Origin of the sequence: Paenibacillus sp. IITD108 (assembly GCF_036541265.1) — a bacterium.
Lineage (GTDB): Bacteria > Bacillota > Bacilli > Paenibacillales > Paenibacillaceae > Pristimantibacillus.
The window spans coordinates 1-16,583 of the sequence record NZ_JAZHCT010000034.1 but is presented as its reverse complement, the minus strand read 5'-3'; the positions used below and the strand labels follow the sequence as shown (position 1 = coordinate 16,583).

11 protein-coding genes are annotated in these 16,583 nt (G+C 45.8%); 10 read left to right on the top strand and 1 reads right to left on the bottom strand.

Going from position 1 to position 16,583, the window contains the following annotated elements:
* Positions 1-10: 10 nt before the first annotated feature.
* Entirely contained in the window at positions 11-1,147 is a 1,137-nt protein-coding gene (locus V1L65_RS23015; protein WP_331701612.1) for a THUMP domain-containing class I SAM-dependent RNA methyltransferase, read from the bottom strand.
* 143 nt (positions 1,148-1,290) lie between these two features.
* Here V1L65_RS23015 and V1L65_RS23010 point away from each other — a divergent pair, with 143 nt between their 5' ends.
* The 10 genes from V1L65_RS23010 to V1L65_RS22965 all read left to right on the top strand — a co-directional run bounded on the left by V1L65_RS23010 (position 1,291) and on the right by V1L65_RS22965 (position 16,344).
* Positions 1,291-1,923 (top strand): O-methyltransferase, encoded by a 633-nt coding sequence (locus tag V1L65_RS23010; protein ID WP_331701611.1) that lies wholly within the window; start codon positions 1,291-1,293, stop codon positions 1,921-1,923.
* 296 nt (positions 1,924-2,219) lie between these two features.
* Positions 2,220-3,836 (top strand): extracellular solute-binding protein, encoded by a 1,617-nt coding sequence (locus V1L65_RS23005; protein WP_331701610.1) that lies wholly within the window; start codon positions 2,220-2,222, stop codon positions 3,834-3,836.
* A 23-nt stretch (positions 3,837-3,859) separates the two neighbouring features.
* Complete coding sequence (locus V1L65_RS23000) at positions 3,860-4,783, top strand: ABC transporter permease (protein ID WP_331701608.1); 924 nt, start codon at positions 3,860-3,862, stop codon at positions 4,781-4,783.
* Positions 4,784-4,853: 70 nt separating this feature from the next.
* Positions 4,854-5,678, top strand: a complete 825-nt coding sequence (locus V1L65_RS22995; protein ID WP_331701659.1) for a carbohydrate ABC transporter permease — start codon at positions 4,854-4,856, stop codon at positions 5,676-5,678.
* 30 nt (positions 5,679-5,708) lie between these two features.
* Complete coding sequence (locus tag V1L65_RS22990; RefSeq protein ID WP_331701607.1) at positions 5,709-8,099, top strand: helix-turn-helix domain-containing protein; 2,391 nt, start codon at positions 5,709-5,711, stop codon at positions 8,097-8,099.
* Positions 8,096-10,411: a glycoside hydrolase family 31 protein gene (locus tag V1L65_RS22985; protein WP_331701606.1), complete on the top strand. Its 2,316-nt coding sequence runs from the start codon at positions 8,096-8,098 to the stop codon at positions 10,409-10,411. The genes V1L65_RS22990 and V1L65_RS22985 overlap by 4 nt, the downstream gene beginning before the upstream one ends.
* Before the next feature lie 211 nt (positions 10,412-10,622).
* On the top strand, positions 10,623-11,309 hold the full coding sequence (locus tag V1L65_RS22980) for an ABC transporter ATP-binding protein (protein WP_331701605.1): 687 nt from the start codon (positions 10,623-10,625) through the stop codon (positions 11,307-11,309).
* Positions 11,306-14,092: an ABC transporter permease gene (locus V1L65_RS22975; protein ID WP_331701604.1), complete on the top strand. Its 2,787-nt coding sequence runs from the start codon at positions 11,306-11,308 to the stop codon at positions 14,090-14,092. The genes V1L65_RS22980 and V1L65_RS22975 overlap by 4 nt, the downstream gene beginning before the upstream one ends.
* A gap of 108 nt (positions 14,093-14,200) precedes the next feature.
* Complete coding sequence (locus V1L65_RS22970) at positions 14,201-14,935, top strand: response regulator transcription factor (RefSeq protein ID WP_331701602.1); 735 nt, start codon at positions 14,201-14,203, stop codon at positions 14,933-14,935.
* Between the two features lie 2 nt (positions 14,936-14,937).
* A complete protein-coding gene (locus V1L65_RS22965; RefSeq protein WP_331701601.1) occupies positions 14,938-16,344 on the top strand; it encodes a sensor histidine kinase in 1,407 nt (468 codons plus the stop codon).
* The last annotated feature ends 239 nt before the right edge of the window (positions 16,345-16,583 follow it).

Genomic DNA, 16,583 nt, shown 5'->3' with positions numbered 1-16,583 from the left:
TACTGCTGAATTAAGCTCTGGGCGGCAATGGCCCGAAAAATTGATAGAAATCGCATTGAATGCGTCCGTTGTACAGCTTGCGTTTTTTATCCGCATTTTTGCCGAAATACGTTTCGATCGTTTTAGACGGGCTAATGGCAAAATAGGACCAGGTCGGATAATAAAGCGCCGTACGTCCAAAATCACGCAGTGCGCGCTCGGCTTCGATATCATCGCCGAGTCTCTCGCCGTATGGCGGATTAGTAATGACAACGCCATACTCTCCTTGCAGTTTGGCTTTGGATACTGACGCAACCTGCAGCTTGATATCTTTGCCAAAGCCGGCTTTGCGCACAGCCGCTTCAGCAATTTCAATGGCTCCAGGGTCAATATCCGAGCCTGCAATTTGCAGTGGAATATCATCTTTGACGGAATCAAATGCTTCCTCTCTAGCTTCATCCCACAGCTTGTCAGACATCTGCGGCCAGTTCTCGCAATCAAACGAACGGCGCAATCCCGGTGCGATGTTCCAGCCAATCATGGCAGCCTCAATCAGAATAGTGCCAGACCCGCAGAACGGATCGTACAAGGGACGCTCAGGGCGCCAGCGGCTTAGCTGTATGAGTGAGGCAGCTAGCGTCTCGCGCAGCGGAGCTTCAGTAGAAAATTTGCGGTAGCCGCGCTTATGAAGCCCAAAACCGGACGTATCAATAGTTATTAACGCTTCATCATGCAATAATGTTACTTCAATGACGTAACGAGCTCCATCTTCCGGAAACCATTCCGTATGATAGTGCTCCTTCAGCTTCTCTACAATCGCTTTTTTGACGATGCTTTGGCATGCCGGTACGCTGGAAAGCTGAGATTTATGAGAGCGGCCATTGACGGGAAATTCACCATCCTCTGGAATCCAGGCCGGCCAATCCATCGCTTTTACAGCCTCAAACAGCTCTTCAAACGTAGTTGCAGGAAAGCTGCCCATATTAATAAGCACTCTTCCCGCACTGCGCAGCCACAAATTAGCCCGGGCAATATCGATTAGCCCGCCTGTGAAGTGCACTCTGCCGTTTTCTACACGCTGCTCTGCGTAGCCAAGCTCTTTTAATTCTCTTGCCACAACGGCTTCAAGTCCCATAGGGGCAGTGGCAATTAACTGCAATTGATTCATCGTACACACTCTTTCTTTTTAAATAGTCTATAAGTTTAAGTTAGTCTAATAGCTGTGCTTGTCACTTCCTATATAAAAACATACAATTAAGTATAGTTTAATGGCGTGAAATGCACAAATAGCGAAATAATGGAGATGGTAAAATGTTACAAAACGAAAAATATGTTGATGACTTATATAAAATAGACCCTTTGCTGCAAATAGTAAAGCAAAATATTGAAGCCAAGGGCATGCCCAGCATTTCTGTAGCGGATGGCTATGGTCGGCTGCTGACGATGCTCGTTAAAATGAGCGGAGCTTCCAAATTGCTTGAGGTTGGCGCGCTTGGCGGATACAGCGGAATATGCCTGGCACGGGGCTTGTCAGGCAGCGGCTCGCTTGTATCGCTTGAGCTGCTGGAGCAATATGCCGAAGTAGCGAAGCAGCATATGGAGCTGGCTGGGCTAGGCGAGCATGTAGAGTATATGCTGGGGGATGCCAGAGACAGCTTTGCGAAGCTGGAGGAGCAGGGCAGAACCTTTGACTTCTTTTTTATCGATGCGGACAAGGAAGGCTATCCGGTTTATTTGGATTACGCTATTAAGCTTGCGGAGCCTGGCGCCATTATAGTCGGCGACAATATTTTTTTAAGAGGCAGAACGCTCGATGAAGCGAAGCAGGGACCATCTGTGCAGGCAGTCCGAGCCTTTAATGAAACGATTGCAAATGATCCAAGGCTGGAAAGCACTATTTTGCCGGGCTATGACGGATTGGCGATCGCAATTGTGCGCAAGTAGCACGAGTGAGAAGAGCTAGGCGCAAGACTGGAATCAAGCTATAATTATTTCACTTTCATAGTATTTCCAATATGAGACCGCTTATAGGCGGTCTTTTTGTAATTTGAAAAAAACGATAGGATTTTCAGTCATAAATGCCGAAAAAGCCCGTAAATAAAGGAAACTTTATAAATATACACTGCCAGTTTAAAAAATGTATCTATCGCATGACAGCGTTTTCGCTTTATATTGATTACGTAATTAGGCTGCCTTGAAGGGGCTTAATCAAAGACGAAAATTTGAAGGGGAGTTGTAAAATGACAAAAAATTGGTTACAACCTACGCTTTTCAAAACAGTTGCAATGATGCTGACAGTAATGCTGATGCTAAGTGCCTGCGGAGGGGGGGAAAGCGAAACGGGCGGCCCGGACAGCAATAATAAAGAAGAACAGCCGAAGAAGCTCTCCTCGCTTACTTATTGGGCGCCGATGAGCGGACAAGCAGCAGCTACGATGAAAAGCTATAACGAAATTGAAACGTATAAAGAATTGCAGCGCATTACAGGTGTAGCTGTCGATTTTCAGCATCCGCCCCAAGGGCAGGAAGCGGAGCAGTTCAGCTTGATGGTCTCTGCTGACAAGTTGCCGGATGTTATCGAGTATTCCTGGAATTTGTATCCGGGAGGGCCTGAAAAGGCGTTGAAGGACGGAAAAATTATTGATTTGAAAAATCTTATCGAAGAGCATGCTCCAAACTTGAAAAAAATATTGGATGATCATCCGGATTGGAAAAAGCAAATTACAACCGATGACGGCAATATTATTGCTTTTCCGTTTATCCGCAGCGTCGATGAGCACCGAATTTTTTATGGACCTGTAATCAGGCAAGACTGGCTGGACTACTTGAAGCTTGATAAACCGGAAACGCTGGATGATTGGTATAACGTATTGAAGGCATTTAAAGACGGAGATCCGAACCAAAATGGCAAGGCGGATGAAATACCGCTTTACATTAGCGAGGACAATGTCACGCTATCCAATATGTTCATCGGCGCTTGGGGAATATCGAACGGTTTCTATCAAGAAAACGGAGTTGTCAAATACGGTCCCGCACAACCGGAATATAAAGAGTTTCTTGCTTATATGAACAAGCTTTATGCAGACGGCTTGCTGGATAAGGATTTTGCAGTAACAGACGGCAAAATATTCGATGCTAAAATGACTGGCAATCAAATCGGCGCAGCTCCATTGTTTGTTGTTGGCGGTCTTGGAAAATATATGAATTTGATGTCAGAAAAACAGCCTGGCTTTCAATTGGAAGGTATCGGTTATCCTGTAATCAATAAAGGTGACAAGCCGCTATTCGGACAGCGTGATTATGCTGTAACAGGTCTCGGCGCAGCAATAAGCAGCTCCAATAAAAATATTGAGGAAACGATTAAATGGCTGGACTTCGCATATGGCGAGGAAGGGAATCTGCTATTTAATTTCGGTAAGGAAGGCGTTAGCTACACGATGGAGAACGGTTTCCCGAAGTATTTGCCAGAGGTGTTGAAGGACCCTAGCGGATTGCCGTTGCAGCAATCGCAAGCCAAGCATAACCGCTCCAATTGGAATGGGCCATTTGTAAGCGATGTGCGTAATTCCAAACAAGGAATTGATACGTCGGCCATGGAAAATGCAAAAAAAGTATGGGCAGAGCCTACAGGAGAAAAGCAACTGCCGCTTATAACGCCATCTCGTGAAGAAAGCAGTAAATATTCGTCGATTATGACGGATATCAACACATACAAAGGTGAAATGTATGTCAAGTTTATTATAGGCTCGGAGTCGCTTGATCAGTTTGATAAGTTTGTCAATACTTTGGAAAGCATGGGCATCGCAGAGGCGACAAAAATTCAGCAGGCGGCGCTTGACCGTTACAACAAGCGGTAGCTGTCCGAAAGGAATGAATCGGTATGAAAAAAAGGAAGCTGCGCTTTCACGTCATTATAACTGATATTTCTAAAAATAAAATGCTGTACCTGATGGCCATACCCGTCATTGCCTACTATGCGATATTTCACTATGGACCGATGTACGGTTTGCAAATTGCATTCAAAGATTTCAGTCCCGCACAAGGCATAACAGGCAGCCCGTGGCTCGGATTCCAGCATTTCAGCGATTTTTTCAACGGATATTATTTTTGGCGGCTGATTCGCAATACGGTGCTGATTAATATTTATGAGTTGGTTTTTGGGTTCCCTGCTCCGATCATATTGGCGCTGCTGCTCAACGAGCTTAGGCATCAGTTGTTTAAGCGTTTCGTACAAACGATATCTTACTTGCCTCACTTTATTTCGATCGTAGTTGTTGTTGGTATGATGGTTGACTTTTTTGCAAGAGACGGTATAGTCAATCAGCTTTTGGTTTTTTTCGGAGTAGAGTCTGTTGCGTTCATGAGGGAGCCCGGCTGGTTTAGAACTTTATTTGTATCTTCAGGCATATGGCAAGGAGTAGGCTGGGGAACGATTATTTATTTGGCTGCTATGTCAACGATAGATCCTTCTCTTTATGAAGCGTCAAAAATGGATGGGGCAGGCCGTTTCAAGCAGGTCGTTCATATTACGCTGCCAGGCATTATGCCGACAATCGCCATTTTGTTTATTCTCAATATGGGCTCCATGCTGACAGTAGGCAGTGAAAAAGTGTTGTTGATGTATAATCCGCAAACCTATGAAACGGCCGATGTAATTTCAACTTATGTTTACCGCAAAGGTATTCTGGAAAGCAATTACGGATATACGGCGGCTGTCGGGCTGTTCAATGCAGTAATCAGCTTTCTGCTTATAGTGGGTGCAAACAGCTTCAGCAAGCGGATTAGCGACAACAAGCTTTGGTAAGGGGAGAGTGCAAGTGAGAAAACAGGATACTTTTGGAGAGAAGCTGTTTGATGCCGGCAACATTTTATTTATGCTATTGTTATGCTTTATTACGCTCTATCCGTTTCTATATGTTCTATTCGCATCCTTGAGTGATCCGACTGCCGTTTCCCAGCACCGCGGCCTGCTGTTCTGGCCGCAAAGCCTGCAGTGGGAATCCTATAAAATGGTGTTTAATAATCCAATGATCAAAAGCGGCTATCAAAATACGCTGCTGTACGTTGGAGCGGGTACGGCGATCAACTTGTTTTTCACGGCGCTCGGGGCATATGTGCTGTCCAGAAAGGGCTTTTATTTTAAAAACTATATGATGTTTTTTATCGTCATCACGATGGTTTTCAACGGGGGCCTGATCCCGACCTTTCTGCTAGTCAACAAGCTTGGCATGCTGAATACGGCATGGGCGCTGCTTATCCCTTCGGCGATTAATACATTCAATCTGATCATTATGAGAACCGCGTTTCAAAATGTGCCGGTCAGTCTGGAGGAATCAGCGAAAATCGATGGAGCCAACGAATGGACGATTTTGTTCCGCATTATCATACCGTTATCTATGCCGGTCATTTCTGTTATGATTTTATGGTATGCAGTAGGTCACTGGAATTCTTATTTCAGCGCGCTTATTTACTTGCGCAGCAGAGAGCTGTACCCGTTGCAGCTCGTGCTGCGGGAAATACTCGTCACTAACAGCACGGACAGTATGATGACTGGGGCGGGAGCGGCTGATAAGGAGCCTATCGGCGAAACGATTAAATATGCTACTATTATAATTTCTACACTGCCTATTTTATGCTTGTATCCGTTTTTGCAAAAGTATTTTGTAAAAGGCGTAATGATTGGAGCATTAAAAGAATAGAAGCCTAGTGGCCGGCTGGGGGGAAGCGCGATGATGAAACAGACAAAGCAGATGAATGGGCACCGTTCAAAATTGCGCAGAAGCGCCTGGTTATCTTTAATGCTGTCAAACCTATTGATATTGCTTGTTCCGATCATGCTCGGATTTTTGCTTTATATTAAGGTGGAGTCTTCCGTCAAAAGCAATACCGAAAGATACAATTCTGCCATGCTGGAGCAATTGCGCTTGTCTATGGAAAGCAATATGAACGGCATGAATTTATTGGCGGAACAGGTGACACTTAACCCCAAGCTTAATTATTTGCTGAATATCAAGTCGATGAATGAGAACGAAAAGAGCGATTTTATCGACTTTGTACGCAATTATTTGGAACATTATCGTAAAATGACGGGCAGTTTTGTCAATATGTTTTATATTTATTTGCCTAACAGCGATACGATATTGAGCCCTGGCGTAATGTCATCTCCATCTATTTTTTATGAAGCCTATCTGGAGAACGCAGGTCTTCAATATGAGGAGTGGATCGCGCTGCTGAACAGCCGCGGCAACAAAGCCTTTATTCCGTTGCCCGGCAATGGGCTGGCTTACGTGCAGTCTTTGCCTCTTCTCGAAACGGTAGATGTGAAGGGCACCTTCATCATTATGCTCGATCAAATGCAAATAAAAGAAATGTTCAGGCAGATTGAAGCAGTCAATGCAAGCTCAATTTATATATTGGACCGAAACCATAAGATCATTGTCGGAACAGGCGATGAGCTTCCTGAGGAGCTGCTTGGAAAGCTCCTCAGGAAGCTCGACCAAAAGCAAGGACTATTCGAAAACTATATTGATGGCACCATTTCTATGGTGTCTTATACGAGTTCAGAAAAATATGGACTGACGTATGTTTCTGTTATGCCACAGGATACATTTTTACAATGGGTCAACCAAATCAAAACATGGGCGATCATTATTTTAGCAGTCAGTCTCATTATCGGGGTTACGGCTGTGGTCTCGGCCACTTACCGAGGATACAATCCGCTTCGCAGGCTTGCTTTAATTATTAAGCAAAGCAGCAAGCAGGAGCGCTCGCCGTTTGATAATGAGTTTGATTATATCCGCAAAGCGCTTGAGGGATCTATGTATAAAGAGCAGGAGCTTAAAAGTATGCTGGACCGGCAGCTGCCTGTTATTCGGGCAAATTTACTGTCCCGGTTGTTTCGCGGATATATGGAAGGGGAACGGGAGGAAAAACTGAAGGCGCTGCAGTTTGCCGGCGTAGAATTTGTGTCGCAGCGATTTGCTGTTATTTATGTATATACTGAAGATATTGCGCAATTTTCACATGGTCAAAATGAGCATCAATGGGCATTTTCTCAATTTATAATAACGAATATAAGTGAAGAGCTGATCAATGAACGGCACCGTGGCTTTGCAGCCGAAATTGACCGTGACCGGCTGGCTATTCTTGTTAATTTTCGCGCACATCGGGAAGAGAGCAGCGATCAGGGCAGTAATCTAGACGAGCGGCAGAGGCTGGACGAGCATGAGGAATTGAAAACGATTGTGGGCTCTTTAAAGCAGCTTATTGCAGAACGCTTTAAAATGAGTGTGACGATAGCGGTGAGCAATAGCTATACGGGCATCGAACGAATTGAGGACTGCTTCATGGAAGCAGAAAATGCGCTTGATTATACGCTTGTAAAAGGGAAAAGCAGTATTATTTTTTATAAGGAAGAGGCTAAGTTTACCGGGAATTATTACTACCCGCTGGAAATGGAGGTTCGGCTTGTCAATTTCGTAAAGAGCGGCGATAAAGAAAATACGGCTAAGCTGCTCGACGAAATTTATACAAAAAATTTTATCGTTAATCCGATTTCGCCGGAACGTGGCAAAATGCTGTTCTTTAATATTATGAGCACCTATTTGAAGGTTAAAAATAATATTAACAATTTTGCCGAAGAGGATGAGACTGATTTTGATCCGGCTGTTCAGCTTTTAAAGCTGCAAACAGCTGGCGAGATGCACCAGGCTGCATTGAAGCTGTTTAATCGGCTTGCTTCAAGCTTCCAAACGGAAACGACTGACCGCGGCTTGCAAAAGTTTGAAGAGATGGTCCGCCTGATCAGTAATAATTTGTCCAGCACAGAACTCGGACTGCCTTTTATTGCCGATTATTTTCAAGTAACGCCGCAGTATGTGTCATCTTTTTTTAAAAAATACAGCGGCAGCAATTTTGCGGATTACATTGCCCGGCTGCGAATTGACCATGCCAAGCGCCTGTTAGTCGAAACCTCTTATACAAATGCGCAAATTGCTGAAGGCGTAGGCTATTCCAGTACCGTGGTGTTTATACGGGTCTTCAAAAAATTAGAAGGAGTAACTCCAGGAATTTATCGTGAATCGCATTTATACAATGAAGGAGAAGTGAACGTAAGATGAGTGGGAACCGAGTAAATACATTAAATCAAGCGCCCGACGTTACCGAATGCTGGGCTAAGCCTGACAACACTTTTTTTCTAGCTGCGGATGTCGAGCGATTCGATGAGAATCGCGGAGAAGGCTGTATTCGATGGGAACGATATGCCAAAAAGCCCCGTTTTGCTTTTAATCAAGGCGATTACAGATTTGAAAGGACAGACCCATGGATTTTTCCTAATGAATATGCTGAAAATCCAGTAACTAATATAAAGTTATCATTTGTTACGCCGCGCACCGTGCGTATTCAAATGACAGCTAACGAAAGAGAAAATTTTGTTGGCTGTAATAAAGGCCCTATGCTGGTAAGCAATCCGTTGCCGCGTACCGATTTTGTACAAGCGGAGCATATTCAGTCAAATTCGGAAGACCCGCAACAGATCGTCTGGACGTTTGAGGGAGGTTCCGTCACTTTATGCTATCAGCCGTTCCGGCTCATATTCAAAGATGCCGATGGCAAAGAGCTGACGCGGACGCAGCATTTTACCGACACTTCCTGCCTGGTTAATACTGAGCCCGTACCGTTCTCATTTGTACGTTCTACAGAAAATTATTCAGATAGGATGGCGGCAAGCTTTACACTGTCGCCTCAAGAAAAACTGTTCGGCTGCGGCGAGTCGTTCACAAGATTAAATAAGCGCGGACAAAAGCTGGACTTATGGGTGAAGGATGCGCATGGCGCGCAAACGGCGCAAATGTACAAGCCGATTCCTTTTATGATCAGCAGCCGCGGATATGGCATGTTTATTCATTCTTCCGCACCGATGTCATTTGATATGGGGCATTCTTATGATAGTGCTAATGTGCTGTACACCGGGGATGAGAATCTGGATTTGTTTTTCTTTTTTGGAACACCCAAGCAAATTTTATCGGAGTATACAGCATTGACCGGTCGCAGCCCAGTGCCTCCGCTGTGGTCATTCGGCTTGTGGATGAGCAGAATTACATACAAGTCAGAGGAGGAGGTTCGGTCAACGGCTGCCAAACACCGGCAATTGCAAATTCCTTGTGACGTTATTCATCTTGATACCGGATGGTTCGAAAAAGACTGGCGTTGCGACTACCAATTCTCAAATCAAAGATTTACGGATGCAAAACAAATGACAGCCGATCTGTTAGAGGATGGCTTTCGCATTTCATTATGGCAAATTCCATATTTTACACCAACCAATCCGCTTTATGAGGAAATTTTGCAAAAAGGGCTTGCTGTTAAAAGCGCTGATGGCAAATTGCTGACGGAAGACGCTATACTCGATTTCAGCAATCCGGAAGCAGTGCGCTGGTATCAAGAAAAAATAGCGGCACTGCTTAAGATTGGGGCAGCAGCCATCAAAGTCGATTTTGGCGAAGCGGCTCCGAGAATGGGGCTTTACGCTTCCGGCAAGAGCGGATACTATGAGCATAATTTATATCCGCTCCGCTATAATCAGGCCGTTGCGGATATAACGATGCAAACGACGGGCGACGCGATAATTTGGGCTAGAAGCGCATGGGCAGGCAGTCAGCGCTATCCCATACATTGGGGCGGCGATGCTGAAATTACGGATGGCGCCATGGCTGCTTCCTTGCGCGCTGGCTTATCGCTCGGCTTGTGCGGCTTTAGCTATTGGAGTAATGATATAGGCGGATTTACCCGCAGAAGCCCGCAGGAATTGTATGAGCGGTGGCTTCCATTCGGCTTGCTTGTATCGCATAGCCGCTGTCACGGCTCCCCTCCCAAGGAGCCTTGGGAATACGGCGCAGATTTCACAGATGCTTTTCGCAGCGCGACAGAGCTTCGTTACCGGCTGTTGCCATATATTTATACGCAGGCGCAGCTAAGCTCGCAAAAGGGGCATCCGATGATCCGAACCTTGTTTTTCGAGTTTCCAGAGGATGAGGGCAGCTGGCATGTCGAGGATCAATATATGTTCGGCTCTCAGCTGCTAGTTGCTCCGTTGTTTGAAGCCGGGAAATCAAGAAAGGTGTATTTACCGCCTGGAGGCTGGATTGACTATCAGACGGGCACTGCTTATGCCGGTTCGGGATGGAAGGTAATAGAAGCGGACAAAGTGCCGGTTATTATACTGGTGCGCAGCGGGTCGATTATTCCACATGCTCCGCTGGCGCAAAGCACGGATCAGATTAAATGGCAGGATGTTTATTTCGAGCACTTTGCGGACCAGGCAGATCATAGCGCCATTACGGGCTTGTATTATAACCCGGTAGAAGAACAGTTGTATGAATTGACGTACGATGCTTCAACGAACAAGGTAGTGAGCAAGGTTCACATATAAAAAAGTATAGTCGCTGCTTTAAAGAAGAAGTATCATATATTAGGGATGCCTAAGGGAAACTTGTAGAGAAACCCGCGTGTTTTAAGACGCCGGGTTTTTCTTTACTTTAAAAAAGACAGGTTCTGCACAAGTTCTGCATAATTGCTCCATTAAATGTGCAAATCATTTTGCTAGAGTAGAGGCATCAAGCGAAATAAGAGGTGGAAGGCATATGTTAATTCGTGTAAAGGACTTGTCGAAAACGTATGGGCAAGGAGAAGCTGCAGCCAAAGCGCTGCGCGAGGTACAGTTTGAAATCAGCCAAGGGGAAATGGTTTCAATAACAGGGCCTTCCGGCTGCGGTAAAACGACATTATTGCATATCCTTGCAGGCATAGAATCTCCCAGCAGCGGTGAAGTATGGATAGGTGAAGCGCCGCTTCATCAATGGGAGGATAAGCAAATTGCTAGGCTTAGACTCGAGAAAATGGGCTTTATTTTTCAAGCATATCACCTGATTCCAGTTCTTACTGCATGGGAAAATGTAGCATTGCCGCTCATTTCTGCGGGTCAGCCGGCACGGAGAGCCAAAAAACGGGCAATCGAGGCGCTGAAGGAGACGGGGCTGGCTGATAAAGTGAACCGTTATTCGCATGAGCTGTCGGGAGGGCAAAATCAGCGCGTTGCCATTGCCAGGGCGATAGCCGCCAAGCCGGATATAATATGGGCGGATGAACCGACCGGTGCGCTGGATACAGATACTGCAGAGCAAATTATCGGCATGCTCGAGATGCTGAACCGCCATCATGGCACGACAATCGTTATTGTTACTCATGATCCTAAGATTGCTGCCCGCACAAGCCGAATCATTCGTATGGAAAACGGCAGAATTATGCATGATGGAGGCGGCGTGCGATGATCGGCTCGAGTATTGTATGGAAAATGGCGTTCAGTAATTTGCGCAAGCATTGGAGGCAAACGCTTTTGACGGCCGCGGCAGGGGCGATTGGCGCGATACTGATTGCGGTAAGCGCAGTTAACTATGATTCAGTAAACCAAAGCGGGAAAAATTGGATCGATACACGGCTTGGACCGATTAATTGGAAATTGACGCCGGAAGGCGGCACCGACTTATTCACGCGTGAGCAATTAGATGTAATAAGGAAATATACACGTAATTCCATAGATCGCTACGAAATATTGCCTTATGTCGGCGGTGAGGCTGCTATTACAGCAGGAACAGATTTGCTTGGCAGCAGCACAAATAATAATCGTGCCAATGAGACAGAGCCAAGGGCAGTCACTTCCATGCTTCTGTTAGGCTTTTCTATGAAGGAAGCTGCTCTGTTCGATCCGGCAAGGGCTCAGTTATGGGAAAAGGGCCTTGGCGATGACGAGTTGATTCTTAACGATGAAACAGCCAGTTTACTGCAGGTAAAACAAGGCGATACGGTTAATGTAATGAGTAAGAATAGTGATCGGCTGCTAAGGGTGCGCGAAGTTACCGAGCAGGCTGGTTTGACAGGCTACCGGGAATCTGGCAATTTCCGAGGTACGGCAATTGTATCTGAGAAGACAGCAAGAGAAATGGCAGGTATGGATGAAGAAGGGTATCGCACCATTTTTGCTACCTCACATAATCCGTCCATATCTGTCAATGGAATGTTCAGCCTTTCAGATGTAAGCTATCAGGTGGAATTTCTGAAATATGACTACTTAACAAAAGTGAAAAAAATGAATTTTACTCTTCTAATTGGGCTGATCAGTTCGGTTGCAGTCGTATCCAGCTTATTGTTTATGCGTCAAGTGCTTATTATGATTGGAGAGTCGCGCAGAAATCTTTATGGCATTTTAAGAGCGATCGGTATGACGCAAAGAAATATATCAAGCATTTTTATGATAGAAGCCGTTTTGCTTTCCTTGCTGAGTGCAGGTGCTGGCACCATAATTGGGCTATTGGGCGGTTATGGCTTGGTAGACTGGGTGTATAGTGCGTATGCCGAGGAACTTACGCGAATGTCCGGTGAAAATATTTCGGTGTATCCGCATCTATCGATTCAAAGTGCATTAACGGTTTTTGCTATTGTGCTGCTGTTTTTATTGGCTGTATCTTTGATGGCCGCCAGAAAAGCGGGAAAGGTGAGTATTACGGATGCGTTGAAAGGAGCTCCCTCAACCGTTACCCAAAGTAAAAAAAGCAGAAAAATTACGGCAGTGCTTGCGGCGGCGGCAGGTGTATCAGCAGTCGGTTTGCATATCTATTATGCTTTTATCGAAACGCCGGAATTGGACGGGAATCAGTTTCCGCTTATTATATTGAGCTGGCTCGGCAGCTGCTTTGCTGTGCTTTATGCAGCATTGGCACTGCTTTCCAAAGCGGGAGGCTTGTTTGAGAAGCTGTTCGGCATTTTGAAAATTCCGAAGCTGTCGATTATGCTGGCATTGAAATACCCCCGGCAGCACAGCGGGAGAAACTATACAGCAGCATTGTTGTTTGCGCTTGTGATGATGACGGCGACCTTTACTGTGACCATAACCTCGCTGGTCGTTGCTATTTCAGATGTGGACCGTACTAATCAGGCTGTGTTTGGATATGGCGGTTATGCATCCTATCGTACAGACGACGAACGCAATAAAATTATAGCTGCGGCAGCCAACGATTCAATTATTGGTGAAAATGTAAAAGGAAGTATTACGATAGAGCCCTTTATGATTAATTTTTTAGAACAAAGCAGCGCTCAATCAGTTATTCCTGTCAGCTCTGAGCTGGCCGGGCAAAGCGATTTCAAGCTGCTGGAGCGCTCTCCGGAATTTAGCAGTGATGCGGAAGCTTGGGAAGCTGTGAATCGTGATCCGAAATATATTATTTTGCCGCCGTATTACATGGAAAAGGGCGGCATCTTTGATGCAGCCTTCATGCCCGTAAAAGCAGGGGATACGATTACACTTTCTATCTATGAAGATAAATTGAGGAGTTTGGATGAAAAATGGCAGGCAGTTGGAGAACACACCTTTGTTGTTGCGGGCTTTACAGATGATGAATCGAAGCGGATTTTGATCGACTTATACGCAGCAACCTTTGTGCATCCCAGCGTGGCGGAGGAGCTTCGCCCATACGGCTTTAAGTGGCAAAATCAGCCTGATCTGGGCTTTGTTTTATTTGATTTTGACTATAAAGATATTAAAGCTGGACAGCTTTTGGAGCAAAGATTTGCCCTGCAAAATATTTTAACATTCAAGGTGCCTTATTTGGATAATCGTGCTGAGCAATTGATGAACAAACAGTTTGGCGAAGGCTTTACCGGCTTTACCGTTTTCTCGGCGCTTATCGGGCTAATGGGCTTGGCGGTTATTCAATACCGGGCTGTTCAGGAAAGAATAAAGCAAATCGCTATGATGCGGTGTATAGGCGTACCGGGCAAGCAAGTGTACTGGGCATTTTTAATAGAAGGCTTTGTAATTAGCTTAACCGGGCTTGCTATAGGCTGGGCGTCAGGCTTCAGCGGCTCGCATATTATTATTCAATCGGTTTTCGGTGACTTGAAAAGCTATGAAGAACCGCTTCACATCAGCTATCCGTATGAAGTTATCCTGCCTGTATTATTCGGCCTTGCGTTGCTGTCGCTGCTTCTGAATACTGCTCCTGCAAGAGCGGCAGTTAAGCTGAAGGCGGCTGATGCGCTAAGAATGAATCAGGATTAGTTTGGGCATATGTCAAAAGAAAACCAACCGCTTGCGTGATTTGCTGAACTTCTATCATAATGTGAAGTGAACAGATTCAACGGTCAAGAGGAAAGCGGGGGCTGAAAAATGAGGATTGTATGGATTGAGGATGAGCTGCAGCTTTTACAGGAATGCGCTTCGTTTCTCGGCAAGGAAGGCATAGAGGTGTTCGGAACGGATTCCTTTGAGAAAGCTGAGGAACTGATCACTGCAGTTCGTCCTGATCTTCTGTTAGTGGATTGGATGCTGCCTGGCGGTGTCAGCGGAATAGATATTTGCAAGCTTAACGAAAGAAAGTGGCAGCTTCCTTTTATTATGGTAACGGCCAAGGAAGATGAGTTTGACAAGGTGCTTGCACTGGAGCTCGGTGCAGATGATTATTTGACCAAGCCGTTCGGTCTAAGGGAGCTTAGCGCCCGGATTAAAGCTGTTATGCGCAGAATCTCCAAGCAGCCGGCTGCCTTAGCTCAATTGCAGAGAGGCTCGGGGGAGTGGCAGGACGCTTTTTCAGAGGAGCCTGTCATTCGCCGTGGAGAATTAATAATCGATAAGATGAAATTTATAGCCGAGCTGTCTGGTCAGAGGCTGGAATTGACTCGGACAGAATTTCTGCTGCTGTGGAAGCTTGCTTCGTACCCGGGCCGAGTGTTTACAAGGACGCATTTGATGGACGAGGCATTGGGCGATGGCTTTATAGGTTATGAGCGAACGCTTGATTCGCATATACGTAATTTAAGGCGCAAGCTGGCAGATCACGAATCGGAGCGGGCTTATATTGAGACCATATACGGTGTCGGCTACCGCTTTGCGGAAGAGGAATAGTGATGGAACGTTCAAACAGGGACGGTATATCCAAGCAAAAGGGCTATCGAAAGGGCTATAGCCTAATAGCCGTTATTAGTGCTGCAGCAGCAGTGTTTGCCTGGTTTGTCGCCTCCGCTGCTGCTCAAAGCCTGCATGACAGAGAGCTGGAGATTGCGAGATTATATTGGAACGGCTATGCGAAGCTGTATGCCGAACAAAATAATGGGGAGTTAACGGGACTGTCGGAACGACTTCAAAAGGATCAGTATATGTTTGGCTCTAATCAACGGATTTCTGTTATTTTTTATGATCCGGACGGAAAGACGCCAGTGGCTGCCACTCAAAACGGTATTTACATAGAAGCGGCAGAGGGGCTGGAACAACAGTTAAGACACTTGGACAAAATGTCTGTATTGTCTGATGGAAAAATTACAGGATATATTGCTGTCTATTTGGAGCAGTCGTTATATTTACGCTTATTAGCGGGATTATTTACGGGATCAAGCGCTGTTAGCGTAATTGTAGCCGGGTTTATTGTTATCAGGCGCAGCAAAGCTGCGTTTGATAAGGCGAGGCTTGAAACAGCGAGCTTATTATATAGACAGATGACTGATAAAGATATAAAAGAAGCTTTAGTCGCAGAAATCTTGCAAAGTGAATCACGTAAGCTTTCGCATTCGGAATGTGCTGTACGTGTCGCACTTCAAAGTGCAGCAGAGCAGCTTGAGAGAATCAATAAGCTGGAAACTGTGCGGCGGACGATGGTTGCAGATATTGCCCACGAGCTTCGAACGCCAATTGCCGTAATGAGATCGCAGCTGGAGCATGCAATTTCAGATAATGTACCGCTTCCGGTTGAGAAGGCCGCCAGACTGCATGATGAAACGCTTAGACTAACAAAGCTGGTGCGCGATTTGCAGGTATTGGCGTTAGCGGAGTCAGGCAATTTGCCCCTTGCGAAAAGCTGGTTTTCGCTGACAGAGGTTGTTTCGCAGGTTGTTGAAACTTTGGCGCTGGAAGCTGAGGAAAGAGCAATCAAGACGGATATGAAATCGCCGCATGAGCTGATGATCTATGCGGATGAGAGCCGTATCCGGCAAATGATCATTAATTTGACAGGCAATGCGCTGGAGCATGCCCGCAGCAGCGTGCGCATTATAATTGGCATCAATGAAAGCAAAACGATGGTCCATATTGTTGTTCAGGATGACGGCATGGGGATGGAGGAAGAGGAGCTTGGCCGAGTGTTTGACCGGTTTTACCGGGGGAAGAGAAATAACAAAAGCAAGAGCGGGAGCTCAGGGCTGGGACTGGGACTTGCCATCGCACGTGAATTTGCGCACGCTCATCGCGGTACAGTAGAAGTAGCCAGCCGATACGGAGAAGGGACACGATTCTTCGTTGAGCTGCCAATTATGAATGATTGAGAGACGATTGCTTCTCCACTCGCCTGAAGTCGTATTCAGGCGAGCACGTTCACGAAGGCCTGAACTGCGAAGCCGTTTACCCTTGTGTTGGCTGGAGTCTAACGAATTCCAGCAGCGTTATTTCAACGAAAATAGCCAATTTTCTTTTGCATCGAAACTCTATAACCCTATGCGTGTCCGCGAACCTCGAAACAGCTCAATGTATATGAAATTTCATACACAATACGCAGAAATGCCCC

Bases quoted from the DNA above. Each gene is read 5' to 3' on its own strand.
- V1L65_RS23015 (WP_331701612.1), bottom strand. From the start codon at position 1,147: ATGAATCAATTGCAGTTAATTGCCACTGCCCCTATGGGACTTGAAGCC.
- V1L65_RS23010 (WP_331701611.1), top strand. From the start codon at position 1,291: ATGTTACAAAACGAAAAATATGTTGATGACTTATATAAAATAGACCCT.
- V1L65_RS23005 (WP_331701610.1), top strand. From the start codon at position 2,220: ATGACAAAAAATTGGTTACAACCTACGCTTTTCAAAACAGTTGCAATG.
- V1L65_RS23000 (WP_331701608.1), top strand. From the start codon at position 3,860: ATGAAAAAAAGGAAGCTGCGCTTTCACGTCATTATAACTGATATTTCT.
- V1L65_RS22995 (WP_331701659.1), top strand. From the start codon at position 4,854: ATGCTATTGTTATGCTTTATTACGCTCTATCCGTTTCTATATGTTCTA.
- V1L65_RS22990 (WP_331701607.1), top strand. From the start codon at position 5,709: ATGATGAAACAGACAAAGCAGATGAATGGGCACCGTTCAAAATTGCGC.
- V1L65_RS22985 (WP_331701606.1), top strand. From the start codon at position 8,096: ATGAGTGGGAACCGAGTAAATACATTAAATCAAGCGCCCGACGTTACC.
- V1L65_RS22980 (WP_331701605.1), top strand. From the start codon at position 10,623: ATGTTAATTCGTGTAAAGGACTTGTCGAAAACGTATGGGCAAGGAGAA.
- V1L65_RS22975 (WP_331701604.1), top strand. From the start codon at position 11,306: ATGATCGGCTCGAGTATTGTATGGAAAATGGCGTTCAGTAATTTGCGC.
- V1L65_RS22970 (WP_331701602.1), top strand. From the start codon at position 14,201: ATGAGGATTGTATGGATTGAGGATGAGCTGCAGCTTTTACAGGAATGC.
- V1L65_RS22965 (WP_331701601.1), top strand. From the start codon at position 14,938: ATGGAACGTTCAAACAGGGACGGTATATCCAAGCAAAAGGGCTATCGA.